This window comes from Bacillus sp. JJ1609 (assembly GCF_036967045.1).
Taxonomy (GTDB): Bacteria; Bacillota; Bacilli; order Bacillales; family Cytobacillaceae; genus Mesobacillus.
The window spans coordinates 42,757-69,699 of record NZ_JBALSS010000001.1 but is presented as its reverse complement, the minus strand read 5'-3'; the positions used below and the strand labels follow the sequence as shown (position 1 = coordinate 69,699).

The following is a 26,943-nucleotide window of genomic DNA, read 5'->3' as shown; positions in this document are numbered from 1 at the left end:
AATTTGAATACAGTTATTGCCTTTATTGTCATTTTTGGAGCCCTTGTATTCTTTCATGAATTGGGGCACTTAATCTTTGCCAAGCGCGCTGGCATCCTATGCCGAGAATTCGCAATCGGCTTCGGCCCAAAGGTATTTTCACATAAGAAAAATGAAACTACCTATACCATTCGTCTGTTGCCAATCGGCGGATTTGTCCGTATGGCTGGCGAAGATCCAGAAATGATTGAGATAAAACCCGGTCACAGGGTAGGCTTATTGTTCAATGGCAACGAAGAAGTTACCAAAATCATCCTCAATAACAAGGAAAAGTTTCCTGATGCACGAATTATTGAAGTTGAGAAAGCTGATATCGAACGCGATCTCTTTATTAAAGGGTATGAAGAGGGCGAGGATGACACGCTTATCAAATCGTTCCCGATCAGCAAGACAGCAGTGTTAGTCGAAAATGGGACTGAAACCCAAATCGCCCCGTATGACAGACAATTCGGTTCTAAGACATTAGCTCAAAGGACAATGGCCATTTTTGCAGGTCCAATGATGAATTTCTTGCTTGCTATGGTCATTTTTATCATTCTTGCCCTTTTTCAGGGTATCCCGTCTAATGAACCTGTATTGGGTAAATTGACGCCCGATGGCACTGCGCTCGATGCAGGCTTAAAAGAAGGCGATATCGTGAACAGTATTGAAGGCTCTGAAGTGTCGAGCTGGCAGGATGTTGTTGAAATCATTCGGAAGAATCCGGGAAACGAACTTGATTTTTCCATTGTCCGTGACGGAGAAAATATCGAGCTGCCTGTAACACCTGAATCAAAAACAGTTGAAGGTGAAAAAATCGGGCTGATTGGGGTATATAGCCCTGTTGAAAAATCACCTTTGAAATCTATTTCATATGGAATTAAAGAAACCTATTTCTGGACGACAGAAATCTTTTCTATGCTTGGAAAACTGATTACCGGCCAATTTTCGATTGATGCGCTATCAGGACCGGTCGGGATTTATGTTTCAACAGATACAGTTGCCAAGTCAGGGATCTTCTATTTAATGAAGTGGGCAGCGATCTTGAGCATTAACCTTGGTATCATGAATCTCTTGCCTTTCCCTGCCCTTGATGGCGGAAGGCTGACATTCTTTGCAGTCGAAGCATTAAGAGGAAAGCCAATCGACAAGCAAAAAGAAGGCATGGTTCACTTTATCGGATTCGCTCTTTTGATGCTATTAATGTTAGTTGTCACATGGAACGACATCCAGAGATTCTTTTTATAATATTGTTTTCGTAATCTAAGCAGTTATTTTTTCCTGTCTGGTTAATACCAGGCAGGACAATTTTTTAATACGTAGGCTGTGTTTAAGTTCAATGTGATTTAGCACCTTTTGAATAGAACGGAAAGCGAGTGCCTGGAGCGGAGATCAACAGACAACTTTAACACAACCAATAAGTAAAATCTTCTATATCCTAATGAGGTGTAAATCAATGAAGCAAAGTATGACGCTTATTCCTACTTTAAGAGAAGTACCATCAGACGCAGAAGTAAAAAGTCACCAGCTGCTGCTGCGTGCGGGTTTCATCCGCCAAAATGCCAGCGGTGTGTATACATATATGCCTATGGGCCGGAAAGTCCTTCAGAAGGTTGAAGCGATTATCAGAGAAGAAATGAATAATGCAGGTGCTGCAGAATTGTTCATGCCTGCATTGCAGCAGGCAGAACTTTGGCAGGAATCAGGCAGATGGTATTCCTATGGTCCGGAGCTAATGAGATTAAGAGACCGTCATGATCGTGAGTTTGCTCTTGGAGCAACCCATGAAGAGGTCATCACTAGTCTTGTTCGTGACGAAGTTAAATCTTATAAGCGTCTGCCTTTAACTCTGTATCAAATCCAGACAAAGTTCCGTGATGAAAAACGTCCTAGATTTGGTCTTTTGCGAGGCCGTGAATTTATCATGAAGGACGCATATTCCTTCCATGCAACTCAGGAAAGCCTTGATGAAGTATACGAGCGTCTTTTCCAGGCATATTCAAATGTATTTAAGCGCTGCGGGCTGAACTTCCGTGCAGTAATAGCCGATTCAGGAGCGATGGGCGGAAAAGATACACATGAGTTTATGGTTCTTTCCGATATCGGAGAAGATACAATTGCATACTCAGACACATCCGAGTATGCTGCCAATGTTGAAATGGCTCCAGTAACCGCTGTGTATGAAAAGAGCGGGGAACAAGAAAATGAGCTGGAAAAGATCCATACAGAAAACAAGAAGTCAATTGAGGAAGTATCCGCGTTCCTGCAAGTAGAGGAAAAGGACTGCATTAAATCATTACTGTTTAAAGTAGATGACCGATATGTACTAGTTTTAGTCAGAGGCGACCATGAAGTGAACGATATCAAGCTGAAAAACTACTTTGAAGCATCAGTTGTAGAATTGGCAGATGCCAATACAACTAAGGAAGTTCTCGGCTGCTCAGTTGGTTCACTTGGTCCTATTGGAGTTGAAAACGTAGAGGTTGTTGCTGACCATGGTGTTGAAGCGATTGTCAACGGAGTTTGCGGTGCGAACGAAGAAGACTACCACTATCAAAATGTAAATCCTGAACGTGACTTTAAAGTGAGCGCATATGCTGATTTCCGCTTCATTAAGGAAGGAGATCCTTCTCCGGATGGAAACGGAACAATCGTTTTTGCCAAGGGCATTGAAGTTGGACATGTCTTCAAGTTAGGAACAAGATACAGCGAGGCAATGAACGCTGTAATCCTTGATGAAAACGGCAGGACACAGCCAATGATCATGGGCTGCTACGGTATCGGTGTTTCCCGTACAATGGCAGCTGTCGCGGAACAATTCAATGATGAGAACGGTCTAGTTTGGCCGCAGAATATTTCTCCATTCGATGTCCATCTTATTGCTATTAATATGAAGGATAGTGAGCAGGCTGCTTTAGCAGAGGAGCTATATGCTAATTTGAAGACTTCCGGACTGGATGTACTTCTGGATGACCGCCAAGAACGACCAGGTGTAAAATTCGCTGATTCCGACCTGATTGGCCTGCCTGTCAGGGTAACGGTTGGTAAAAAAGCGAGTGAGGGCATTGTGGAAGTGAAAATCCGTAAAAATGGCGAAATGCAGGAAATCCATAAGGATCAGCTTGCTGAAGCGCTTAAGAATATTTTGCAAGAACTTTAGTAATTTAGCGGGTCCTATTTCGGGATCCGCTTTTTAAATGGAAAATCCAAACACAGGTAACGGCATCGTCATTTTGTGATATAATAGCTTTTGCTTATAGTAAACAACTATTAAATTTAGTGATTTATATATTAGGCTACATGCCTATCAGATAGAGAGATAGTTCATGCTTTTTTAGATGGGAGGAGATGTAACCATGGGTGATCTTTCTACGGGGAAAAAAGAAAGGTTTCAGCTCCTGCTGCAGCAGCTGCAGCTTACAGAAGATGCAATTGTCACTCATTTTCAGAATGCTGAAATTGAAAGAGTGATTGTTGAAAAACAAGCGAGGAAGTGGCATTTTTATTTTCAGTTTGAAAGAATAATTCCTTGTGATCTATATAGCACATTCACCATGCAGCTAGAACGAACCTTTTCACATATAGCTAAAATTTCTTTCACTGTAAAAGTGCTTGAACAAGCAATTAATGACCAGGTAATACTGGAGTACTGGAAGTCTTGCGTAAAAGAAATAGATGGGATCGCACCTCCGCTTTTAAAACTTTTAAATGAACAAAATCCAAAAATCCAGGGTACGAAAATCATCTTGAGTGTTAGAAATGAAACAGAAGGTCTTGCTCTAAAAAGAAAATATGCAAGCGTCATTACTGATATATACCAGAGTTTTGGTTTTCCTTTATTGACTATTGATACGGAAGTGAGCGAAAACAGCACTTCTGATGAATATGAAAAGTTCATGAAGGCGAAAGAGAAGGAAGATCAGGAACGCGGATTGATGGCCATGATTGAAATGCAGAAGAAGGAAGCGGAAAAAGCACAAGGTGATGGTGCAGCGCAAGATGGCCCTCTTACAATCGGCCTTACGATCAAGGATGATGCTGACTTCCGCAAGCTGGATGAAATCGTGGATGAAGAACGCAGAGTTGCAATCGAAGGATATGTTTTCTTTGCAGAAACGAAGGAACTGCGAAGCGGCCGAACTTTGTTAACATTTAAAATTACAGATTATACGAGCTCCATCATGGTTAAAATGTTCTCTCGCGATAAGGAAGATGCAGCTCTTTACCAGCGAGTTTCTAAGGGAATGTGGCTAAAGGTTCGCGGCAGCATCCAGAATGACACTTTTGTACGGGACCTTGTCATGATTGGTAATGATATCAATGAAATTAAAGCGAAGGGTAGAATCGATACAGCTCCTGAGGGAGAAAAAAGAGTAGAACTACACCTTCATTCACCGATGAGCCAGATGGATGCAGTCACACCTGTCAGCGCACTAGTCGCACAGGCTGCAAAGTGGGGGCACAAGGCAGTTGCGATAACAGATCACGCAGTGGTTCAGTCATTCCCTGAAGCTTTCGGGGCAGGCAAGAAAAATGATATCAAGATTTTGTACGGTGTTGAAATCAACCTTGTAGATGATGGTGTACCAATTGCTTATAATGATGCGCACCGCATGCTAACAGAAGATACCTATGTTGTATTTGACGTAGAAACAACAGGTCTTTCTGCAGTATATGATACAATCATTGAACTTGCGGCTGTTAAAATCCGCAATGGCGAAATCATTGACCGCTTTGAGTCATTTGCCAACCCACATCACCGATTATCGGCGACAACCATCAACTTAACCGGAATCACAGACGATATGGTCCGCAATGCACCGGAAGTAAGTGAGGTGATTCAGAGATTCCATGATTGGACCGAAGATAGCGTCCTGGTTGCGCATAATGCTTCCTTTGATATGGGCTTCCTGAATGTTGGCTATAAAAAAATTGGTTTGGGAAAAGCTCCTAATCCGGTTATAGATACACTAGAATTAGGTAGATTCCTATATCCAGATATGAAGAACCACCGGTTGAATACTTTGGCAAAGAAATTCGATATCGAGTTGACGCAGCATCACCGTGCGATTTACGATGCTGAGGCAACCGGCTACCTTATGCTGAGGATGCTAAAGGATGCCGCTGAAAAAGGGATTGAATACCATGACCAATTAAATGACAATATGGGTCAGGGGAAAGCTTACCAGCGTGCGCGTCCCTACCACGCTACTTTGCTGGCACAAAACGAAGTTGGTATGAAAAACATCTTTAAATTAGTTTCAATTTCACACATTGATTATTTTTATCGTGTCCCTAGGATCCCTAGATCTGTTCTGAATAAGCACAGGGAAGGTATCCTGATTGGGTCTGGTTGTGATAAAGGTGAAGTGTTTGAGGGCATGATGCAGAAGGGCCCCGAAGAGGTGGAAGAAGCAGCACATTTTTATGATTATTTAGAAGTTCACCCTAAACAGGTTTATGCCCATCTGCTTGAAATGGAATTGGTGCGTGATGAAAAAGCGCTCGAGGACATCATTTCAAATATTGTCAAACTGGGAGAGAAACTAGAACTGCCGGTCGTAGCAACGGGAAATGTCCATTACCTGAATGAAAATGATAAAATCTATCGCAAGATTTTAGTCAGCTCACAGGGCGGTGCCAACCCGCTGAATCGCCACGAACTTCCGGACGTTCATTTCAGGACGACAAACGAAATGCTAGATGCCTTTAAATTTTTAGGTGCTGAAAAAGCGAAAGAAATAGTTGTAGAAAACACAAATAAAATCGCTGATATGATTGATGTTATTAAGCCGATTAAAGATGATCTTTACACACCGAAAATAGAAGGTGCAGATGAAGAGATGCGGAGCATGAGTTATGGAATGGCCCGCAGTATCTATGGAGACGAACTTCCGGAAATAGTAGAAGCACGGCTTGAGAAAGAACTGAAAAGTATAATTGACAACGGGTTCGCAGTTATCTATCTGATTTCGCATAAGCTTGTTAAGAAATCGCTAGATGATGGATATCTAGTTGGATCACGTGGATCGGTCGGCTCTTCCTTTGTAGCAACGATGACAGAGATTACTGAGGTAAATCCGCTTCCGCCTCATTATGTATGCCCTAAATGCAAAAAGTCTGAGTTCTTCAACGATGGATCTGTCGGCTCTGGTTTTGACCTGCCGGATAAGGATTGTCCAGACTGCGGCATTAAATACAAAAAAGACGGGCATGATATTCCGTTCGAGACTTTCCTTGGATTCAAAGGGGACAAGGTTCCCGATATTGACTTAAACTTCTCAGGGGAATATCAGCCTAGAGCGCACAATTACACGAAGGTTCTGTTCGGGGAAGAATATGTTTATCGCGCAGGTACGATTGGCACGGTCGCTGATAAAACTGCGTATGGATATGTAAAGGGTTATCAGGGTGACAATAATCTTCAGCTCAGGGGAGCTGAGATTGACCGCCTGGCATCAGGCTGTACCGGTGTTAAAAGAACAACAGGACAGCATCCGGGGGGAATTATCGTAGTTCCGGATTATATGGATATTTATGATTTTTCACCTATTCAGTTTCCTGCGGACAGTAACACCTCGGAATGGAAAACGACCCATTTTGACTTCCATTCCATCCATGACAATCTATTAAAACTTGATATTCTTGGACACGATGACCCAACCGTTATCAGGATGCTTCAGGATCTGAGCGGTATCGATCCAAAGACCATCCCAACTGATGATCCAGAGGTCATGAAGATATTCAGTGGTACGGAATCACTAGGGGTTACCGAACAGCAAATTATCTCTAAAACTGGTTCGCTTGGTATCCCGGAATTTGGTACACGCTTCGTTCGCCAGATGCTTGAAGATACAAAGCCAACCACTTTCTCTGAGCTAGTACAGATATCAGGTCTTTCCCACGGAACAGACGTATGGCTGGGAAATGCCCAGGAATTGATTCATAACAAAACCTGTAATTTAAGCGAAGTTATCGGCTGCCGTGATGATATCATGGTTTATCTAATCTACCAAGGATTGGAGCCGGCATTTGCTTTTAAAATCATGGAATCAGTTCGTAAAGGTAAAGGCTTGAGTGATGAAATGGAAGAAGAAATGCGTAAAAATAAGGTGCCAGAATGGTATATTGATTCCTGTAAAAAAATCAAGTACATGTTCCCTAAGGCCCACGCAGCTGCCTATGTATTGATGGCAGTAAGGATAGCGTATTTCAAGGTCCATCATCCGCTCATGTATTATGCAGCATACTTTACTGTGAGAGCAGACGACTTTGACGTTGATGCAATGGTACGCGGTTCTGAAAGCATCCGCGCAACGATTGAGGAAATAAATGCAAAGGGACTTGACGCCTCTACGAAGGAAAAGAACTTGATGACTGTAATGGAACTTGCCCTTGAAATGTGCGAGCGTGGATTCAACTTTGCGAAAGTTGATCTATATAAATCCAGTGCATCTGAATTCATCATTGAGGGGAACACCTTGATCCCGCCATTCAATGCAATACCTGGACTCGGCACTAATGCTGCCATCAATATAGTCAAGTCAAGGGAAGAGGGAGAATTTCTATCGAAGGAAGACCTTCAGCAGCGCGGGAAGATTTCCAAGACAATTCTTGAGTACCTTGACAACCATGGCTGCTTGCAGGGGATGCCTGACCAGAATCAGCTTAGCTTATTCTAAAGGCTGGAAAAAGGTCAATGTTGATTTTTAGCACCTGTTGCCTGGAGCGGAAATCAACAGGTAAGATTAACAGAGCCATTCTAAAATATTTTCTGATAGTGACAAAAAGCCAGTATAGCCAGGAAGCAATATCTTGTAAAACAGCTAAACGATTAGCCTTGACAATGCCTTTGGATTGGTATGTATTTGCATTAAATACCTGGTTATGTTATATTTTTATTGGAAATACTACGGATAACTCTGGCAGATGAGAGTGGGGAAACCCACTCTTTCGTGTTGTTACGCACTTTTTCGTGATAAAGAGTCATTAAGTATTGATGCTAATGAATGGTAAAAGATGTTGTGTCAAAGGAGGGATTTTATGAGCAAGGTTACCGAAACAGTGGAAGAGCTAGTAACTCCCATCTTAACTGAAAATGGACTAGAATTGGTAGACATCGAATACGTAAAAGAAGGAAAGAACTGGTTCCTGCGCGTATACATTGATAAGGACAACGGTATTGATATTGAAGAATGCGGCATAGTCAGTGAGCGACTGAGCGAAAAGCTTGATGCCCTTGATCCAATCCCGCATAACTACTTTTTGGAAGTTTCATCACCTGGTGCAGAACGTCCGCTTAAAAAGGAAAAAGATTATCAAAGAGCAATTGGGAAAAATGTCTTCATTAAAACTTATGAACCATTTGATGGTGAAAAGGCTTTCGAAGGAATTTTAACCGATTACAATGGTGAAACAGTAACTGTTGAAGTTAAAATCAAGACGCGCAAGAAAACGGTTGTACTCCCATTTGATAAGATTGCCAGCGCAAGGCTTGCAGTCACTTTTTCATAATCTGTCTAGAAATAATCTATAGTCAATTTATAAATAAAGTTGGGAAGTAAAAAAGGGGGATTTTTATCTCATGAGCAGCGAATTGTTGGATGCTTTTACGGTACTTGAAAAAGAAAAAGGCATCTCCAGGGACGTTTTAATTGAAGCGATTGAGGCAGCGCTTATCTCTGCGTACCGCCGTAACTTCAATCAGGCGCAAAACGTCCGAATTGATTTAAATCTTGGCAATGGTTCAATGCGCGTTTTTGCGAGAAAAGAAGTTGTGGATGAAGTATTCGATCCACGCCTGGAAATTTCATTAGAAGATGCCCAGAGAATCAATCCAAATTACCAGGTTGAGGATGTAGTTGAGCTTGAAGTTACGCCTAAAGACTTCGGTAGGATTGCAGCGCAGACAGCGAAGCAGGTTGTTACTCAGCGTGTGCGTGAAGCCGAAAGAGGCATCATCTATTCTGAATTTATCGATCGTGAAGAAGACATCATGACAGGTATCGTTCAGCGTCAGGACCCGAAATTCATCTATGTTAGCTTAGGGAAAATCGAGGCAATCCTGCCTGCAAATGAACAAATGCCTAATGAACATTACAAACCTCACGACCGCATCAAAGTATTTATCACCAAGGTTGAAAAAACCACTAAAGGTCCGCAAATCTTCGTTTCCAGAACCCACCCGGGACTGTTAAAGAGACTTTTCGAGATTGAAGTTCCTGAAATCTATGATGGTACTGTTGAAATTAAATCGGTTGCACGTGAAGCTGGAGACCGTTCAAAAATCTCCGTACATTCCGATAATGCAGAAGTCGATCCCGTCGGTTCATGCGTTGGACCAAGAGGAACGCGTGTACAGGCAGTAGTAAATGAGCTAAAAGGCGAAAAGATCGACATCGTCAAATGGTCTGAAGATCCAGTTGTTTTCGTAGCCAATGCATTGAGCCCATCTAAGGTTCTTGATGTCATTGTCAATGAAGCAGAGAAAGCTACTACAGTCATCGTTCCGGATTACCAGCTTTCGCTTGCGATTGGAAAGCGCGGACAAAATGCTCGTCTTGCCGCTAAATTGACTGGCTGGAAGATTGATATTAAAGCAGAGGCTGAGGCTAGAGAGTTAGGTATCTATCCTCGTGACAATGAACCATTGTTATCAGCGAATGATGATTATGATGACGAAGATATTGATTAATTGAGGTGAATGATCGTGAACAGCCGTAAAAAAGTTCCTATGCGAAAATGTGTCGCTACCGGTGAAATGAGACCGAAAAAAGAACTCGTTCGCATCGTTCGCTCCAAAGAGGGAGAAGTGTCCATTGATCTGACAGGAAAAAAATCAGGCCGTGGTGCTTACCTTTCAAAAGATAAAGAAGCTATTCAGCTAGCAAAGAAACGTAATATATTGTCCAAACAACTAGAATCAGCTGTGGACGATGCAATATACGATGAGCTCAATGAACTTATCGAAAAGGAGAACAGACTATCCTGATGAATTCGAATCAATGGATGTCATTGCTTGGCTTAGCCAATCGAGCACGGAAAATTATTTCAGGGGAAGAGCTTTCCGTAAAAGAAATCCGAAGCGGCAAAGCGAAACTCATTTTGCTTTCAGCGGATGCATCCGCAAATACTACAAAGAAAATTACAGACAAGTGCAATTCCTATAAAGTACCTTGCAAGGTGGTACCGGACCGGTATCAGCTTGGTCAGGCTATTGGGAAGGATGCCCGTGTTGTAGTAGCCCTACTGGACGAGGGTTTTGCAAAAAAACTGTTGACGTTGCTCGATTAATTCTAGCGGGGGTGAAAATATGAGTAAAACACGCGTTTACGAATATGCAAAGAAGCATAATTTATCGAGTAAAGACGTGATTATAAAATTAAAAGAAATGAACATCGAGGTTTCAAACCACATGACTGCCATGGAAGATGAAACTGTGAGGAGACTAGACGCCATTTATAATACAAAAGAAGAAAAACAACCAACACAAGCTAAACCTCAGCAGCAAAGCCAGCCGAAAGCTGCACAGGTACAGAACCAAGGACAGAATCAAAATCGCAACCAAAACCAAAATCAAAATCAAAACCAAAATCGCAGCCAAGGCCAAAACCAGCAGAGAAATAATCAGGTTCAGCCTAAGGCACAGCTAAAAACAACAGCAAGTGCTTTTTCCGATGACGAGCGCCGTGCAACAACTCCTGAAAAAGTAAAAAGCGGAGTAGCAGCTAAAAAACCTGCAAATTCACAGCCTTTTAATAAAAACAATAAGAACAAACCAAACAACAACAACAACAGAAATAGAAACCAGCAAAACCAGAACAGAGGCAAACAAAACCAGCAGCAAGCTGCACAGCCTCAAGTAAAGAAAGTAAAAGAGCTTCCAGCAAAAATTACTTTCATTGAGTCTTTGACAGTTGCTGAGCTTGCTAAAAAGCTATATCGTGAGCCTTCAGAAATCATCAAAAAGTTATTCATGCTTGGTGTCATGGCAACGATCAACCAGGATCTTGATAAAGACGCAATTGAATTGATTGCTTCAGATTATGGTGTTGAGGTTGAAGAAGAAATCAAAATCGATGCAACTGACCTTGATGTTTACTTCACTGAGGATGAAGCAGCATCATTAATTGAAAGACCATCTGTTGTAACGATCATGGGCCACGTTGACCATGGTAAAACAACACTTCTTGACTCAATCCGTAACACTAAGGTTACCGCGGGAGAAGCTGGCGGAATCACTCAGCATATCGGTGCGTACCAGGTAGAAGAGAACGGCAAAAAAATCACTTTCCTTGATACACCAGGACACGCAGCCTTCACAACAATGCGTGCGCGTGGAGCAGCAATCACCGATATCACAATCTTAGTTGTAGCGGCAGATGATGGCGTTAAACCGCAGACGGTTGAAGCTTTAAACCATGCAAAAGCTGCTAATGTACCAATCATCGTAGCTGTAAATAAGATGGACAAACCAACTGCAAACCCTGACCGTGTTATGCAGGAACTTACAGAATATGGTCTAGTTCCTGAAGCATGGGGCGGAGAAACCATCTTTGTTCCGATTTCAGCATTAACAGGAGAAGGTCTTGATAGCCTTTTAGAAATGATTTTACTTGTTGGTGAAGTTGAAGAATACAAAGCGAATCCTAATAGAAATGCAATTGGTACTGTAATTGAAGCACAGCTTGATAAAGGCCGTGGCTCAGTTGCGACGTTGCTTGTTCAGAACGGTACACTAAAAATCGGTGATCCGATTGTAGTAGGTAATACTTACGGCCGTGTACGTGCGATGGTAAATGATCTCGGACGCCGTGTTAAAGAAGCAGGTCCGTCTGCTCCTGTTGAAATCACTGGCTTAAATGATGTTCCCCAGGCTGGAGACCGTTTCGTTGTATTTGATGACGAAAAGACTGCACGCCAGGTTGGAGAAATCCGTTCATCACAAGCAGTACAGGCGCAAAGAAGCGAAAAAGCGCGCGTAAGTCTGGATACTTTGTTTGAACATATGAAACAAGGGGAAATGAAAGACTTAAATCTAATTATTAAAGCTGACGTTCAAGGTTCAGTAGAAGCACTTGCAGCAGCATTGCAAAAGCTGGACGTTGAAGGTGTCAATGTAAGAATCATTCACACTGGTGTTGGTGCGATCAATGAGTCTGATATCACATTAGCTGCAGCTTCTAACGGTATCGTTATCGGTTTCAACGTTCGCCCTGATAATAATGCGAAGCGCGCTGCGGAATCAGAAAAGGTAGACATCCGTCTGCACCGCATTATTTACAAGGTAATCGAAGAAATTGAATCTGCCATGAAGGGGATGCTTGATCCAGTTTATGCCGAAAAGGTTATTGGGCAAGCTGAAATCCGCCAGACTTTCAAGGTTTCAAAAATCGGAACGATTGGTGGTTCATATGTCACTGACGGTAAAATTACCCGTGACAGCGGTGTTCGCTTAATTCGTGACGGTGTAGTAATCTTTGAAGGACAGATTGATGCATTAAAACGATTCAAAGATGATGCGAAGGAAGTTGCACAAGGCTATGAGTGCGGTATTACCATTAAAAACTTCAATGACCTCAAAGAAGGCGATGTTGTTGAAGCATATATCATGGAAGAAGTGGAACGTTAATGGTAGTAGGCTTAGCAGCCTGTGAATGCATCATTTATGATGCTCACTCTCTAAAAGAAAAGAGAGCAGTACTGCAGCGGATTATTTCAAGGCTGAAGCAAAAATATAATGTTTCAGTATCGGAAGTTGACCATCATGATGTGTGGCAGCGGACAACAATTGCCGTTGCCGCTGTTTCATCATCAAAGGTTGCGACTGAAAGGGAGCTGCAGAATGCTATTAAAATGATTGACTCTTTTCCGGAGATCGAACGTACCATCACCGAAATAGAATGGCTTTAATAGAACGAGGTGATCGAAAATGGGTCATAGAGTAAATCGTGTTGGGGAACAAATGAAGAAAGAACTAGGCGATATCATCAGCCGCAAGATAAAGGATCCGCGCATTGGATTTGTAACAGTTACGGATGTACAAGTTACAGGCGATCTACAGCAGGCAAAGGTGTATATATCTGTTTTAGGCGACGAGGAACAGAGAGAAAATACTTTAAAAGGATTAGCAAAGGCAAAAGGTTTCATTAGAACCGAAATTGGCCAAAGAATCCGCCTTAGAAAAACGCCTGAACTGATATTCGAATTTGACGAAACAATGGCATACGGAAACAGAATTAATTCCCTGATTCATGAGCTGCAAAGAGAAGAGCAAACTGATGAAGAAAAGGAAGAAAAAGAATGATTATTCTGGCCAGCTTAACTGCAGGCCGTTTCATCAGGTAAAAGAGATGGATAGACACCTAGTCTATCCATTTTTTTGAATAAAGCTTCGTCATATAGAAGTAATTAACGTAAAACAACAAATATAGAGTAAACAACGAGAATAGAGGATACATACAACAAAAAACAGGGGGGAAAGAGCATGGAAGGGATTCTGCCTCTTTTTAAACCAGCGGGCATGACTTCGCATGATTGTGTCTTTAAGCTTAGGAAGCTGTTAAGGACCAAAAAGGTAGGCCATACGGGAACACTTGATCCGGATGTAACAGGTGTCTTGCCAATATGCGTTGGCAAGGCAACTAAGATTGCTGAGTACATCACGGATGCTGGTAAAGCTTATGAAGGTGAAGTGTCTCTTGGATATACAACAACTACTGAGGATGCCTCCGGAGAAAAAGTAGAAGAGAAATCAGTTGATCGAGTCATTACCCGAAGCGAAATTATAAAGGTTCTGCAATCCTTTATTGGAGAAATTGAGCAGACCCCGCCGATGTACTCCGCAGTGAAAGTGAATGGAAAGAAATTATATGAATATGCAAGGCAAGGAATTGAAGTGGAACGGCCCACCAGAAAGGTAACCATCTACAATATTGAGCTTCTCGATGACAGGGATGAATTTGAGGGTGAAACAGTAAGCTTTAAATTTCGGGTATCCTGCAGCAAAGGTACTTATATCAGAACGCTTGCCGTCATGATTGGTGAAAAGTTGGGATATCCGGCTCATATGTCTTCGTTAATCAGAATACAATCTGCGGAGTTTACTTTGGAGGATTGTTTCACATTCGAGCAGCTTGAAACAATGGCTGAGGATGGAAGCGTCCGGAAAGCTTTACATCCCTTGGAAGTCGGTATTTCTTATTTGCCGAAATATCGCATAAATGATACAGTAGCAGAGAAAGTGAAAAATGGGGCATTGCTCGAGATTCCACAAAATTTGTCGGAGACTGGCGGCCCTATCGTAGTAGAAACAGATGACGGAGTAGCGCTCGCTATTTACAGGAAGCATCCGACCAAAAATGGGTTGATGAAGCCTGATAAAGTGTTAAGAAATGAGCAGTAATTGAGCAGCTGGGTCAGAAAAGGTGTGTAAAATCGTGGAATTGATTAAGCTAAACCATCCTCTTGAATATGAGAAACTGGATTTCCCTTCTATGGCAATGGCACTTGGGTATTTTGATGGTGTCCATTTAGGGCATCAGCAGGTTATCATGGAAGCAAAACGTATTGCCGACGATAAAGGGATAAAAAGTGCTGTCATGACATTTGATCCCCATCCTTCTGTTGTGCTTGGGAAAAGTGTGCAGCATATAGAGAACATAACACCTCTGGATGAAAAAGCAAATGTAATTAGGAATATGGGTGTGGATTATTTATTTGTCGTCCATTTTACGACCGAATTCTCCAGCCTGCTTCCTCAGCAATTTATAGATCAGTATATTATCGGATTAAATGTCCAGCATGTTGTTGCGGGATTTGATTATACTTACGGGAAAATGGGCAAAGGAACGATGGAAACACTTCAATTCCATTCGCGGAACAAGTTTGAATTCACGGTAGTTTCGAAGTTGGCAAGAGCTAATGATGAAAAGATCAGTTCGACATTGATCCGCAGCTTGCTTAGAGATGGGAAAGTGGATTCAATGCCGGCACTGCTGGGAAGGTTCTACAAAACACAAGGCACAGTCGTTAACGGTGAAAAACGAGGCCGGACAATAGGCTTTCCGACGGCAAATGTTCAAATGGATGATCAATATATTCTGCCGCCAACTGGGGTTTATGCGGTAAGGATCCAGATTGATGGCTTATGGTACGAAGGTGTCTGCAATGTTGGATATAAGCCTACATTCCATCGTGAAAAGAAGGAAAAGCCATCTGTTGAGGTCCATATTTTTAATTTTAACGAAGAAATCTATGGGAAAACTGCACATGTTGAATGGCATTTACGTCTTCGCAGTGAACGAAAATTCGACGGTATTGAACAGCTCGTATCCCAAATAGATAAAGATAAGCAGGAAGCCATTCTCTACTTTGAAAAAAACAAGAGTTAGACTTGCTTTTTGTCGTAAAAAGATGTATTCTTATTAACGTATCAAAAAAGAACCTTTGCTTGGCAAGTCGAGTCACCGACGCTTGCTCGGTAACAGGGGATTATAATTCAGGAGGTGAACACGGATGGCAATCACAAAAGCACGTAAAAACGAACTTATCAACGAATTCAAGGTTCACGAAAGTGACACTGGATCTCCAGAAGTTCAAATCGCTGTCCTTACTGCAGAAATCAACACATTGAACGATCACTTACGCGTTCACAAAAAGGACCACCACTCACGTCGCGGTCTTTTGAAAATGGTAGGTAAGCGTCGTAATCTTTTGACTTACCTTCGTAACAAAGACGTTTCTCGTTACCGCGATTTAATCAACAAGCTTGGTCTACGTAGATAGTCTGTCAAAGCGGGATTTATCCCGCTTTTTTATTAGGAAAAATTTTGGAAGATACATAACAAACTCATGATATTAAGCGTTGTTAAATAGCGCATACTATAACATAAAAGTTGTTTAAGTAAGCTCTTTTCGGAAAGTAATGCTGCAGGTTCGAATCAGCTCTAAATGTGACTAAACAAGGTCGATGCTGGTTATGCCTTGCATTGAAGAGTTTAATTTTAATTATTAAGGATATTTGTTAATAAGACAGGCATAGGTGCTGTTTTAAATAATTCCCAGGCATCAGTCCTGGATGGATTTTATGGTAGAGAGGGGCCTAAAAGCATGGAACAAGAAAAACAAAGTTTTTCCTTAGACTGGGCAGGGCGTAAGCTTACAGTCGAAATCGGACAGCTTGCAAAGCAAGCAAATGGCGCAGTGCTTGTCCGTTATGGCGATACAGCTGTTCTAAGTACAGCAACTGCTTCAAAAGAACCAAAGAATTTAGATTTTTTCCCGCTTACAGTCAATTATGAGGAAAGATTATATGCTGTCGGTAAAATTCCAGGCGGTTTCATTAAGCGTGAAGGACGTCCAAGTGAAAAGGCTATTCTTGCAAGCCGGTTGATTGACCGTCCAATCAGACCATTATTCGCAGATGGATTCCGTAATGATGTTCAGGTTATCAGCATTGTTATGAGCGTCGATCAGAATTGCTCATCTGAAATGGCTGCAATGTTTGGTTCTTCCCTTGCTCTTTGTGTTTCTGATATTCCTTTTGAAGGACCGATTGCTGGTGTTACAGTTGGCAGAGTTGATGGTAATTTCATCATCAATCCTACTGTTGAAGAAACAGAAAAAAGCGATATGCACTTAGTTGTTGCAGGTACAATGGATGCGATCAACATGGTTGAAGCTGGTGCTAACGAAGTTCCAGAAGAAGTCATGCTTGAAGCGATCATGTTCGGCCATGATGAAATTAAGCGTTTAATTGCTTTTCAACAGAAAATCGTAGCTCAGGTTGGTAAAGAGAAGAGAGAAATCACTCTTTATGAGATCGACAAAGAACTTGAAGCTGAAGTTCGCGGAATTTGTGAACAAGATATGCTGGCTGCCATCCAGGTGCAAGAGAAGCATGCACGCGAAGACGCAATCAAAGAAGTGAAAAATGCCGTTGTTGCTCGTTATGAAGAGCAGGAAGTCGACGCAGACAAGTTTAAAATGGTTAAACAAATCCTTGATAAAATCGTCAAAGGCGAAGTCCGCCGTTTGATCACTGAAGATAAAGTCCGTCCAGATGGACGTAAATTAGAGCAAATCCGCCCGCTTTCATCTGAGGTTGGATTGCTTCCTAGAACTCACGGTTCAGGATTGTTCACTAGAGGACAGACACAGGCTTTGAGCATTTGTACGCTTGGAGCAATGGGTGATGTGCAAATCCTTGATGGACTTGGAATCGAGGAAGAAAAACGTTTTATGCACCACTATAACTTCCCGTTATTCTCAGTTGGTGAAACTGGCCCGATCCGGGGTCCAGGCCGACGTGAAATCGGGCACGGAGCATTAGGTGAAAGAGCTCTTGAACCTGTGATTCCAAATGAAAAAGATTTCCCTTATACTGTCCGCCTGGTTTCAGAAGTTCTTGAATCAAACGGTTCTACTTCACAGGCTAGTATTTGTGCAAGTACATTAGCTTTGATGGATGCTGGTGTGCCAATTAAGGCACCAGTTGCTGGTATTGCAATGGGTCTTATTAAATCAGGAGAGCACTATTCAATCCTGACTGATATCCAGGGGATGGAAGATCATTTGGGTGATATGGACTTTAAAGTAGCAGGTACGTCAAAAGGTGTTACAGCATTGCAGATGGATATCAAGATTGAAGGCTTATCACGCCAGATTCTTGAAGAAGCATTGCAGCAGGCAAAAATCGGCCGTATGCAAATTCTTGATTCAATGCTAGCTACTATTCAAGAACCACGCGAACAGCTATCTAAATATGCACCTAAGATTATTTCAATGTGGATTAAGCCGGATAAAATCCGTGATGTCATTGGACCAAGCGGAAAACAGATCAATAAAATCATTGAAGAAACTGGCGTAAAAATCGATATCGAACAAGATGGTACGGTATTTATAGGCTCAGTTGATGAAGAAATGATTCAAAAGGCTAAGAAAATTATTGAAGACATCGTCCGCGAAGTTGAAGTCGGAGAGATGTACCTTGGTAAAGTACGCCGCATCGAAAAATTTGGTGCTTTCGTTGAAATCTTCCCAGGTAAAGATGGACTTGTACACATTTCCGAACTAGCTGAAGAGCGAGTTGGAAAAGTGGAAGATATCTTGAAGCTTGGGGATGAAATTCTTGTGAAGGTTACTGAAATCGATAAACAAGGAAGAGTAAATCTTTCACGTAAAGCGGTTTTAAAAGAGCAGCGTGAGAAGGCTGAAAAAGAATAATGATTAAAAAAGGCCAGGGGCAACCCTGGCCTTTTTATATGTATTTTTCTTATTGAGGTTCATACCTTTCGTTCTACCTTGTCCTCCGGTTTCATATTTTTTAATAAGGCTTTTGTTGCTCATGTTGTTGCTTTTTAGATGCAGTATTCACTTAGCTGTGTTTGTAGATTTCCGCTCCAGGCGCTCGCTTTCCACCTGCTAAAAACAACAAACTGAGCCATCAACTTATATAGCTTATTAAAGGGAGGATAGAAATATGAGAAAGATTATGTTAATTTCAGTTTTGATAATTGGAGCCTGGCTCTCAGTTAACAATCCATATTCCAATACATATGTTGCTAACCTTAAAACTGATGCTGTGCCTGTTTCTGGACAGGAGCATTCGTTGATTAGAGAAATTGAAGAGAAAGCGAAGGAGTACGAAGTGGAGCCTTCAAATGCAAGGAAGGATCCGGTGTGGAAAGCCATACCCGGCTATAATGGACTGAAAGTGGATATAGAGGATTCCTATAAAAAGATGAAAAAGGATGGCGAGTTTAACCCGGATAAGCTTGTTTACAAACAAATATCTCCGGATGTCCATTTATCTGATCTTCCGCCAATGGCTATTTATAAAGGCCACCCAGAAAAACCGATGGTCAGTTTCATCATTAATGTAGCCTGGGGAAATGAATATTTGTCAGGAATGCTGGCTACGCTTAAAAAATATAACGTTTCAGCCAGTTTCTTTCTCGAGGGACGCTGGGTAAAAAATAACCCGGGAATGGCTAAAATGATTGCCGAGGCTGGACACGAAATTGGCAATCATTCCTTTACCCATCCAAACATGAAGCAGCTTTCCGCTCCGGAAATTAATGAAGAAATCAAAAAAACCAATGATGTTATAGAGGCTGTAACAGGAGTACAAACAAAGTGGTTTGCTCCCCCAAGCGGATCTTATAAGGAAGAAGTAGTCCAAATTGCTGCTGCGCATAAGTTAGGTACCGTAATGTGGAGCGTTGATACGATTGACTGGCAAAAACCTTCACCTGAAAAATTGATTAGCAGGGTAATGGGTAAGGTCCATAATGGGGCGTTAATTTTGATGCATCCAACCGAATCTACAGCAGCTTCTCTTGAACAATTAATCATTCAAATAAAGGATAAAGATATGCAAATTGGGACAGTTTCAGATATGTTGAGTGAAAATAGGGTATTGGCAAAAAAAATGAAAGAATAGCTTTGTATTTGGAAAAAGTAAGATAAATGAACTATACTTATTAAATGCAGTATTTTTAGCAGCAGGTTCCAGAGGAGGAATATAATTGATTAAGAAATATACATGCCAAAACGGTGTAAGAATCGTCCTTGAACAAATCCCTACTGTTCGTTCTGTCGCAATCGGAGTATGGATTGGAACAGGATCACGTAATGAGAATCCAGAGAATAACGGAATCTCACATTTCCTTGAGCATATGTTCTTTAAGGGAACGAAGACAAGATCTGCAAGGGAGATAGCTGAATCGTTCGACAGCATAGGCGGACAGGTAAACGCGTTCACATCAAAAGAATATACTTGCTACTATGCAAAGGTTCTGGACAATCATGCACAGTTTGCATTAGAAGTTTTAGCTGACATGTTCTTCAATTCCACTTTTGTTGCTGAAGAATTGAATAAAGAGAAAAACGTAGTAAATGAAGAGATTAAAATGTATGAAGATACACCTGATGATATCGTGCATGATTTGCTCAGCAAGGCAATTTACAACGAGCATCCGCTTGGTTATCCGATTTTAGGAACAGAGGAAACGCTCCAAACATTTACGGGAGAAAAATTGGAGCAGTATATGCATGAAACATATACTCCGGAAAACGTGGTCATTTCGATTGCAGGAAACGTCCCAGAAGCCTTCATTAAGAATGCAGAGGAATTCTTTGGCTCATATGAGGCTAGCAAAGAAAAAATTGAACATGTAAAGCCAGGATTCCATGCAAATAAGATTTCGCGCAAAAAAGAAACCGAGCAGGCGCACCTTTGCCTTGGCTTTGAAGGGTTGCAAATCGGCCATAAGGATGTATACAGTCTGATTGTCCTTAATAATGTCCTAGGAGGCAGCATGAGCAGCCGTTTGTTCCAGGATGTTCGTGAACAGCGCGGTCTTGCCTATTCAGTATTCTCCTACCATTCAGCTTACCTTGACAGTGGGATTGTAACAATTTATGGAGGCACTGGAGCAAAACAGCTCGATGTATTATACGAGACGATTCAAGAGACACTTTCAAAACTGACCGCTGATGGCATTACCGAGAAAGAGCTTAACAACAGCAAGGAACAGCTAAAAGGCAGCCTGATGCTCAGCCTGGAAAGCACTAACAGCCGCATGAGCAGAAACGGTAAGAATGAACTTTTGCTTGGAAGGCACAGATCACTAGATGAAATAGTTGAACAAATTGACCAGGTGACTAAGAATAGTGTTGATAGTATGGCTAACAGCATCTTTACAGACAACTATTCTGTTGCACTGATCAGCCCGGATGGCGAATTGCCAAAAGTATAATTCGTACAGCAGCTTCCTGAGGAAGCTGCTGTTTTTTATGTTGGCGATGTTCCGCAGTGCCTTTTTATATAGTTGGGTATTCTAAATCAGCGCGTTCATCGATACATATATAGTAAGGACAAAGATTCGGGAGGGCACGATGAAATTAAGTGAACTTGGCGGAAAGGAAATTGTCGATGTAAAAAGGGCTGAAAGATTGGGAATCCTCGGGCAGACAGATTTGGAAATCAATGAAAGAACAGGTCAGATTGAGGCCTTGATTATTCCATCGCTAAAGTGGTTCGGATTGCGTAAGCAGGGCGGTGAAGTAAGGGTACCATGGAGGCATATAAAAAAGATTGGGGCCGACATGATTATTATTGATATACCAGATGAAGAAGAATGAAAGCCAGCTGCCATGCTGGCTTATTTTTTTTTGCTTTGTAAAATTAGACTGTTGATTTCGCTCCAGGCACTCGCTTTCCGCGGGGCATCCAGTGAACTTCCTCGTCACTTTGCTCCTGCGAGGTAAAATGGTCCTTCTGGCGGCCCCTTTCTACCTGGGTCTCACTTGGGCCGATGATCCGGCAGGACTTTGAAAAGCTTCCTCGAATCTGCCCACGCACGATGGAAATGCGTTATCATTTTCGGAGGAGTCGAGTACCCTTCGCTCCAATCAACAGGTGCCAAAACCAAAATAATTTTAATAGCCCTGTTAATTGGCTCTTCGAAAATGCTGGGGAAGTTCCTTAGTTTAGTCGATTTCATAATTGAATAATGAAACTCATCAAACGAGCACTAAAAAAACTATTTACCACGCTGTCCAACTTCAGCTCGGGCAGCTTTTCTTTTTTGTGGAAAACTCACCTATTTCTAGGTAGATACATATGATGTTGAAGTAGTTCTAAATGATTGATATTTATTCCAGGATTAATGGAAAAGAAGGTGATTGTTCTCATGCTGACAGGTATGCAAATCGCGGTTATTGGCGGTGATGCGAGACAGCTGGAGATTATTCGCAAGCTGACAGAGCTTGATGCAAAGCTTTCTTTAATAGGCTTCGAGCAGTTGGATCATGCTTTTACAGGTGCCTCAAAAGAAAAGATAGATGAAGTGGATTTTTCAGTCCAGGATGCTTTGGTATTGCCAGTTCCAGGAACAAGTCTGGAAGGGCAGGTCGAGACGATATTCTCGAATGAAAAGGTAGTGCTTATTAAAGAAATGCTTGAACGTACTCCGGCACATTGCACGGTTTATTCAGGCATTAGCAATGCATATTTGACTGGAATTACCAAACAGGCCGACCGCAAACTCGTGCAGCTATTTGAACGTGATGATGTGGCGATCTATAACTCTATTCCAACAGTGGAAGGCACGATCATGATGGCCATCCAGCATACAGACTTCACAATCCACGGATCTAAGGTAGCTGTCCTCGGTCTTGGCCGAGTCGGTATGAGTGTAGCACGTACATTTCATGCACTTGGTGCCAAAGTGAAGGTTGGAGCGCGAAAAAGCGAGCATATCGCAAGGATTGCGGAAATGGGACTTGAACCTTTCCATCTAACTGATTTAGGCAGTGCTGTCAGGGATACAGACATTTGTATCAATACGATACCGCATCTAATCGTAAATGCTTCTGTGATTTCAAGGATGCCAGCTCATACTTTAATCATTGACCTTGCATCTAAACCAGGTGGAACGGATTTTCGCTATGCAGAAAAGCGGGGAATTAAGGCATTGCTTGCTCCTGGTTTGCCAGGAATCGTAGCACCGAAGACTGCTGGACAAATTTTAGCTAACGTTCTTTCTCAGCTGCTTATGGAAGACTTTAATGACCGAAAGGAGAAAGAAGCATGAGTTTACAAGGTAAGAAGATCGGATTTGGTTTAACTGGATCCCACTGCACGTATGATGCAGTCTTCCCGGAAATTGAAAAGCTGGTGAATGCAGGAGCCGAAGTTTTGCCGGTTGTTACTTTCACCGTGCAAAATACAGAAACACGTTTCGGCAAGGGTGAAGACTGGGTACACCGAATTGAAGAATTGACAGGTAATAAAGTAATCGATTCAATTGTAAAAGCAGAACCCCTTGGCCCTAAAATTCCGCTTGATTGCATGGTGATAGCCCCATTAACAGGAAATTCAATGAGTAAATTTGCGAACGCAATGACTGATTCACCAGTTCTGATGGCAGCTAAAGCGACACTGCGAAATGGCATGCCTGTAGTCCTTGGTATTTCCACTAATGATGCATTGGGGCTGAACGGGGTAAATCTTATGAGACTAATGGCAACGAAAAATATTTATTTCATTCCATTTGGTCAGGATGATCCTGTTAAAAAACCAAATTCAATGGTAGCAAGGATGGGAATGCTATCAGAAACAATCATTTCGGCAATGAATGGAAGCCAAATACAGCCAGTACTTGTTGAGCGATACAAGGATAGTTAAATCTGGTAACGCTTTTCTCCGGCAGTGAAGCAAAATGTTTCTTTCCTTAATGATTGATTATGATAAAATATAGGATAATAAACAAGGCGGTTATTTCGTATGAACCGCCGTTTTATACTTATATTACAACCAGCCGGTAAAAGCCGGATTAAAAAACGATATTCGTAGTGGAAGGGGAAACAGCAATGTCAGAGAGAAAAGGTTACAGAGTAGCAGTGGTTGGAGCAACAGGAGCAGTCGGTCAGCAAATGATCCAGACACTTGAGAATCGTGATTTTCCTGTGTCAGAACTATTATTACTGTCATCGTCAAGATCAGCTGGAACAAAGGTTACTTATAAAGGGAATGAAATAACTGTTCAGGAAGCAAAGCCTGAAAGCTTTGAAGGAGTAGATATCGCTCTTTTCAGTGCTGGAGGAAGTGTATCAAAGGCTTTGGCACCAGAAGCGGTTAAGCGTGGTGCTATAGTAGTCGATAACACAAGTGCTTTCCGGATGGATGAGAATATTCCGCTTGTAGTGCCAGAAGTGAACGAGGCAGACCTGCATTCCCATAATGGAATCATCGCGAATCCAAACTGCTCAACAATCCAGATGGTTGTTGCATTAGAACCTTTACGCCAGAACTTTGGCCTTGAGAAAATCATCGTCTCTACGTACCAGGCTGTTTCTGGTGCTGGAGCAGCTGCAGTACAGGAGCTTGAAGAACAGACTCAGGCAATCCTCAACGGCGACCAGTATGAACCGAAAATCCTGCCTGTAAAATCTGCAGATAATCATTATCAAATCGCGTTCAATGCCATCCCGCAGATCGATACGTTTGTGGATAATGGTTTCACATATGAAGAAATGAAAATGATTAACGAAACAAAGAAAATCATGCACATGCCAGAGCTTCAAGTGGCTGCAACATGTGTCCGCCTGCCGGTAGGCACTGGCCATTCTGAATCAGTATATTTTGAAGTGGGTCAGGGCGGAGTAACTGCTGCCCAGGTAAAAGAATTATTGGCAAATGCTCCAGGAGTCGTCCTGCAGGATGATCCTGAACAGCAGCTTTATCCTATGCCTGCCTTCTGTGTAGGCAAAAACGATGTATTCGTTGGCAGGATCAGGAAAGATCTCGATAACGATAAAGGCTTCCATATGTGGGTCGTTTCCGATAATCTGCTAAAAGGTGCAGCATGGAACTCAGTTCAAATTGCTGAGAGCCTTGTTGAGCTTGGAATAGTAAAATAAGTAAAAATTTACCTGAATTAATGACAGAAACTCTTGAGGTGTTACGATGAAAATAATCGTTCAAAAATTTGGCGGCACTTCTGTGCGTGATAAGGAAAGCCGAAGTCACGCCATGAGCCATATTAAAAAGGCGATTTCAGAAGGTTATAAAGCTGTCGTTGTAGTATCCGCGATGGGAAGGAAAGGCGATCCTTACGCAACAGATACGCTTTTAAGCATGATCGGAGGCAATAACAGTTTGATCAGCAAGCGGGAGCATGACCTGCTCCTCTCTTGCGGAGAGACGATTTCCAGTGTGGTTTTTTCCAATATGCTTCTGGAAAACGGAATCAGTGCGACCGCTCTTACTGGATCCCAGGCAGGGTTTAGGACAAACAACGAGCATACGAATGCAAGGATTCTAGACATGAAATGCGATCGGCTTCTCCGTGAATTGGAGCAGGTGGATGCAGTTGTTGTCGCAGGTTTCCAAGGCTCAGCTAAAAATGGTGACATCACAACGATTGGCAGGGGCGGCAGTGATACGTCCGCAGCTGCGCTAGGTGCAGCTTTGAATGCCGAATGGATTGATATTTTTACAGATGTAGAAGGCATCATGACTGCTGATCCGAGAATTGCCGAAAATGCTAGACCTCTATCAGTTGTCACGTATACTGAGGTGTGCAATATGGCATACCAGGGTGCCAAGGTTATCCATCCGCGTGCAGTGGAGATTGCCATGCAAGCCAAAGTTCCAATCAGGATCAGGTCAACTTATTCTGAAAGTCCCGGTACGCTTGTGACGTCTTTAAACCGTGAAAATAAAGGTACCGATATCAAAGAGCGCCCGGTAACTGGAATTGCACATGTTTCCAATGTAAGCCAGATTAAGGTGTTTGCGAAAAAAGATCAATACAATCTCCAATCTGAAGTTTTCAAAGCCATGGCTAATGAAAACATCAGTGTCGATTTTATCAATATTTCACCAAATGGCGTCGTATACACTGTTTCTGATGAAATGACCAGCCGTGCAGCAAAGGTGCTTGAGGGGTTGGGGCATATTCCACAGATTGAGAGAAACTGTGCGAAAGTTTCAGTTGTTGGAGCGGGCATGGCAGGTGTGCCTGGTGTAACATCGAAAATTGTTACTGCGCTTTCTGAAAAAGGAATCCGAATTCTGCAGTCTGCAGACAGCCATACAACAATTTGGGTGCTCGTGAAGCAAGATGATCTCAGCAAGGCTGTAAATGGTTTGCATGATGCATTCCAGCTTGATGAAGAAAAAGCAGAATTTGAGCGCCATGATATTTAAAGTGATTATCTTGTTTTTACTGCCGGAGGCTCAGTAGGTGCCGACCGGCCGTAGAAGCCAGAGAGAAGAGGAGTGAACAGAATGGTTCAATTCGGAAGAATATCTACAGCAATGGTAACCCCATTTGACCACAAGGGGCACATTGATTTCGCAAAAACTACACAGCTAGTAAACCATTTGATTGACAATGGAACTGATTCCCTCGTAGTAGCAGGTACAACAGGAGAATCTCCAACCCTTTCTAAAGAGGAAAAAATCGCTCTATTCCAGCATGTAGTAAAAGTTGTTGATAAGCGAGTACCTGTCATTGCAGGGACAGGGAGCAACAACACTTATGCTACCATTGAATTGACAAAAAAAGCTGAACAGCTTGGTGTGGACGCTATCATGATTGTTGCGCCATACTATAACAAACCCAACCAGGAAGGATTATATCAGCACTTTAAAGCAGCAGCTGAGGCAACATCTCTCCCTGTTATGGTTTACAACATTCCGGGAAGATCCGTAGTCAATATCCATCCGGAAACGATTATTAAACTGGCGGAAATTCCGAATATCGTAGCGGCTAAGGAAGCCAGCGGCGATTTGAATGCCATGACGAAAATCATTGCCGAAACTCCAGATGATTTCCTTCTTTACAGCGGGGATGACGGCCTAACTCTGCCTGTCCTTGCAATTGGCGGTGTCGGAATTGTATCTGTCGCCTCCCATGTGATTGGAAATGAAATGCAAGCCATGGTAGATGCGTTCTTGAGTGGAAGGAATGCTGATGCAGCAAAACTTCACCAGCGCCTTCTGCCAATCATGCAGGGACTCTTTGCAGCTCCAAGCCCGGGCCCTGTTAAAACTGCATTGCAGCTTAAGGGCCTGGATGTTGGCTCAGTAAGATTGCCGATGGTACCTTTAACAGAACAAGAACGAAGTGCAATAGCAAAATTATTCTCTTAATGAATTATTAAACCAACCTTTAACTTTAAGGTTGGTTTTTTTATTATTGGTATTATTCCTAAATCTAATTTTCCTCTGAATGTGTTTCTTGCGATTGAATCGGTAAATGAAAAAAAGTTTTTTTTCACGTTATAGTGTGCTCGAAGGAAAAAAGGGGAAAAGAAGGGGGATATTTCACCCGATTCTTACTTTTGAATTTTTTTCGAAAGGTTCACATAAAACCTTGCTGCGAACTTTTCCTTATGAGTTGTTCTCGT

At 42.2% G+C, this 26,943-nt stretch carries 23 protein-coding genes; 22 read left to right on the top strand and 1 reads right to left on the bottom strand.

Translation table 11 applies throughout. The annotated features are described in order from the left end of the window. Positions 1-3 precede the first annotated feature (3 nt). The 17 genes from rseP (at position 4) to V7654_RS00240 (ending at position 21,165) form a co-directional block, all read left to right on the top strand. The gene (rseP, locus tag V7654_RS00320; RefSeq protein WP_335427576.1) at positions 4-1,266 is read left to right on the top strand and encodes an RIP metalloprotease RseP; all 1,263 of its coding nucleotides are present in this window, start codon (positions 4-6) and stop codon (positions 1,264-1,266) included. A gap of 208 nt (positions 1,267-1,474) precedes the next feature. After that, entirely contained in the window at positions 1,475-3,178 is a 1,704-nt protein-coding gene (locus V7654_RS00315) for a proline--tRNA ligase (RefSeq protein WP_335427575.1), read from the top strand. Positions 3,179-3,374: 196 nt separating this feature from the next. Beyond that, positions 3,375-7,700 carry a PolC-type DNA polymerase III gene (locus tag V7654_RS00310; RefSeq protein ID WP_335427574.1) on the top strand — a complete coding sequence of 1,442 codons (4,326 nt, stop codon included), beginning with the start codon at positions 3,375-3,377 and terminating at the stop codon, positions 7,698-7,700. A gap of 361 nt (positions 7,701-8,061) precedes the next feature. After that, a complete protein-coding gene (gene rimP, locus V7654_RS00305) occupies positions 8,062-8,532 on the top strand; it encodes a ribosome maturation factor RimP (protein WP_335427573.1) in 471 nt (156 codons plus the stop codon). A gap of 70 nt (positions 8,533-8,602) precedes the next feature. Continuing rightward, positions 8,603-9,712, top strand: coding sequence for a transcription termination factor NusA (gene nusA, locus V7654_RS00300; RefSeq protein WP_335427572.1), 1,110 nt, complete (start codon positions 8,603-8,605; stop codon positions 9,710-9,712). 15 nt (positions 9,713-9,727) lie between these two features. Next, a complete protein-coding gene (rnpM, locus tag V7654_RS00295; protein WP_335427571.1) occupies positions 9,728-10,009 on the top strand; it encodes an RNase P modulator RnpM in 282 nt (93 codons plus the stop codon). Further along, positions 10,009-10,311: a YlxQ family RNA-binding protein gene (locus V7654_RS00290; RefSeq protein ID WP_335374944.1), complete on the top strand. Its 303-nt coding sequence runs from the start codon at positions 10,009-10,011 to the stop codon at positions 10,309-10,311. Before rnpM ends, V7654_RS00290 begins: the two co-directional genes overlap by 1 nt. Before the next feature lie 19 nt (positions 10,312-10,330). Next, positions 10,331-12,649 carry a translation initiation factor IF-2 gene (gene infB / locus V7654_RS00285; RefSeq protein WP_335427570.1) on the top strand — a complete coding sequence of 773 codons (2,319 nt, stop codon included), beginning with the start codon at positions 10,331-10,333 and terminating at the stop codon, positions 12,647-12,649. Further along, positions 12,649-12,930, top strand: a complete 282-nt coding sequence (locus V7654_RS00280; RefSeq protein WP_335427568.1) for a DUF503 domain-containing protein — start codon at positions 12,649-12,651, stop codon at positions 12,928-12,930. The genes infB and V7654_RS00280 overlap by 1 nt, the downstream gene beginning before the upstream one ends. 19 nt (positions 12,931-12,949) lie before the next feature. Further along, positions 12,950-13,324: a 30S ribosome-binding factor RbfA gene (rbfA, locus tag V7654_RS00275; protein WP_335427566.1), complete on the top strand. Its 375-nt coding sequence runs from the start codon at positions 12,950-12,952 to the stop codon at positions 13,322-13,324. 180 nt (positions 13,325-13,504) lie between these two features. Continuing rightward, the gene (truB, locus tag V7654_RS00270; protein ID WP_335427564.1) at positions 13,505-14,422 is read left to right on the top strand and encodes a tRNA pseudouridine(55) synthase TruB; all 918 of its coding nucleotides are present in this window, start codon (positions 13,505-13,507) and stop codon (positions 14,420-14,422) included. Between the two features lie 34 nt (positions 14,423-14,456). Next, positions 14,457-15,410: a bifunctional riboflavin kinase/FAD synthetase gene (ribF, locus tag V7654_RS00265; protein ID WP_335427562.1), complete on the top strand. Its 954-nt coding sequence runs from the start codon at positions 14,457-14,459 to the stop codon at positions 15,408-15,410. Between the two features lie 124 nt (positions 15,411-15,534). Continuing rightward, positions 15,535-15,804 (top strand): 30S ribosomal protein S15, encoded by a 270-nt coding sequence (rpsO, locus tag V7654_RS00260; protein ID WP_207498390.1) that lies wholly within the window; start codon positions 15,535-15,537, stop codon positions 15,802-15,804. 324 nt (positions 15,805-16,128) lie between these two features. After that, entirely contained in the window at positions 16,129-18,243 is a 2,115-nt protein-coding gene (gene pnp / locus V7654_RS00255; protein ID WP_335427561.1) for a polyribonucleotide nucleotidyltransferase, read from the top strand. 256 nt (positions 18,244-18,499) lie between these two features. After that, positions 18,500-19,462, top strand: a complete 963-nt coding sequence (locus V7654_RS00250) for a polysaccharide deacetylase family protein (protein ID WP_335427559.1) — start codon at positions 18,500-18,502, stop codon at positions 19,460-19,462. Between the two features lie 85 nt (positions 19,463-19,547). Beyond that, positions 19,548-20,780, top strand: coding sequence for a M16 family metallopeptidase (locus V7654_RS00245; protein WP_335427557.1), 1,233 nt, complete (start codon positions 19,548-19,550; stop codon positions 20,778-20,780). A gap of 139 nt (positions 20,781-20,919) precedes the next feature. After that, positions 20,920-21,165 (top strand): YlmC/YmxH family sporulation protein, encoded by a 246-nt coding sequence (locus V7654_RS00240; RefSeq protein WP_335427555.1) that lies wholly within the window; start codon positions 20,920-20,922, stop codon positions 21,163-21,165. 43 nt (positions 21,166-21,208) lie between these two features. Here the strand turns inward: V7654_RS00240 and V7654_RS00235 are convergent, their stop codons facing one another. Beyond that, entirely contained in the window at positions 21,209-21,385 is a 177-nt protein-coding gene (locus V7654_RS00235) for a hypothetical protein (RefSeq protein ID WP_335427553.1), read from the bottom strand. Between the two features lie 331 nt (positions 21,386-21,716). Here V7654_RS00235 and dpaA point away from each other — a divergent pair, with 331 nt between their 5' ends. The 5 genes from dpaA (at position 21,717) to dapA (ending at position 26,686) form a co-directional block, all read left to right on the top strand. Continuing rightward, positions 21,717-22,619 (top strand): dipicolinic acid synthetase subunit A, encoded by a 903-nt coding sequence (gene dpaA / locus V7654_RS00230; RefSeq protein ID WP_335427952.1) that lies wholly within the window; start codon positions 21,717-21,719, stop codon positions 22,617-22,619. After that, complete coding sequence (gene dpaB / locus V7654_RS00225) at positions 22,616-23,212, top strand: dipicolinate synthase subunit B (protein ID WP_335427551.1); 597 nt, start codon at positions 22,616-22,618, stop codon at positions 23,210-23,212. The genes dpaA and dpaB overlap by 4 nt, the downstream gene beginning before the upstream one ends. A gap of 185 nt (positions 23,213-23,397) precedes the next feature. Then, complete coding sequence (gene asd, locus V7654_RS00220) at positions 23,398-24,447, top strand: aspartate-semialdehyde dehydrogenase (RefSeq protein WP_335427547.1); 1,050 nt, start codon at positions 23,398-23,400, stop codon at positions 24,445-24,447. Positions 24,448-24,493: 46 nt separating this feature from the next. Continuing rightward, entirely contained in the window at positions 24,494-25,738 is a 1,245-nt protein-coding gene (gene dapG, locus V7654_RS00215) for an aspartate kinase (RefSeq protein WP_335427546.1), read from the top strand. Between the two features lie 81 nt (positions 25,739-25,819). Beyond that, complete coding sequence (gene dapA, locus V7654_RS00210; RefSeq protein ID WP_335427542.1) at positions 25,820-26,686, top strand: 4-hydroxy-tetrahydrodipicolinate synthase; 867 nt, start codon at positions 25,820-25,822, stop codon at positions 26,684-26,686. The last annotated feature ends 257 nt before the right edge of the window (positions 26,687-26,943 follow it).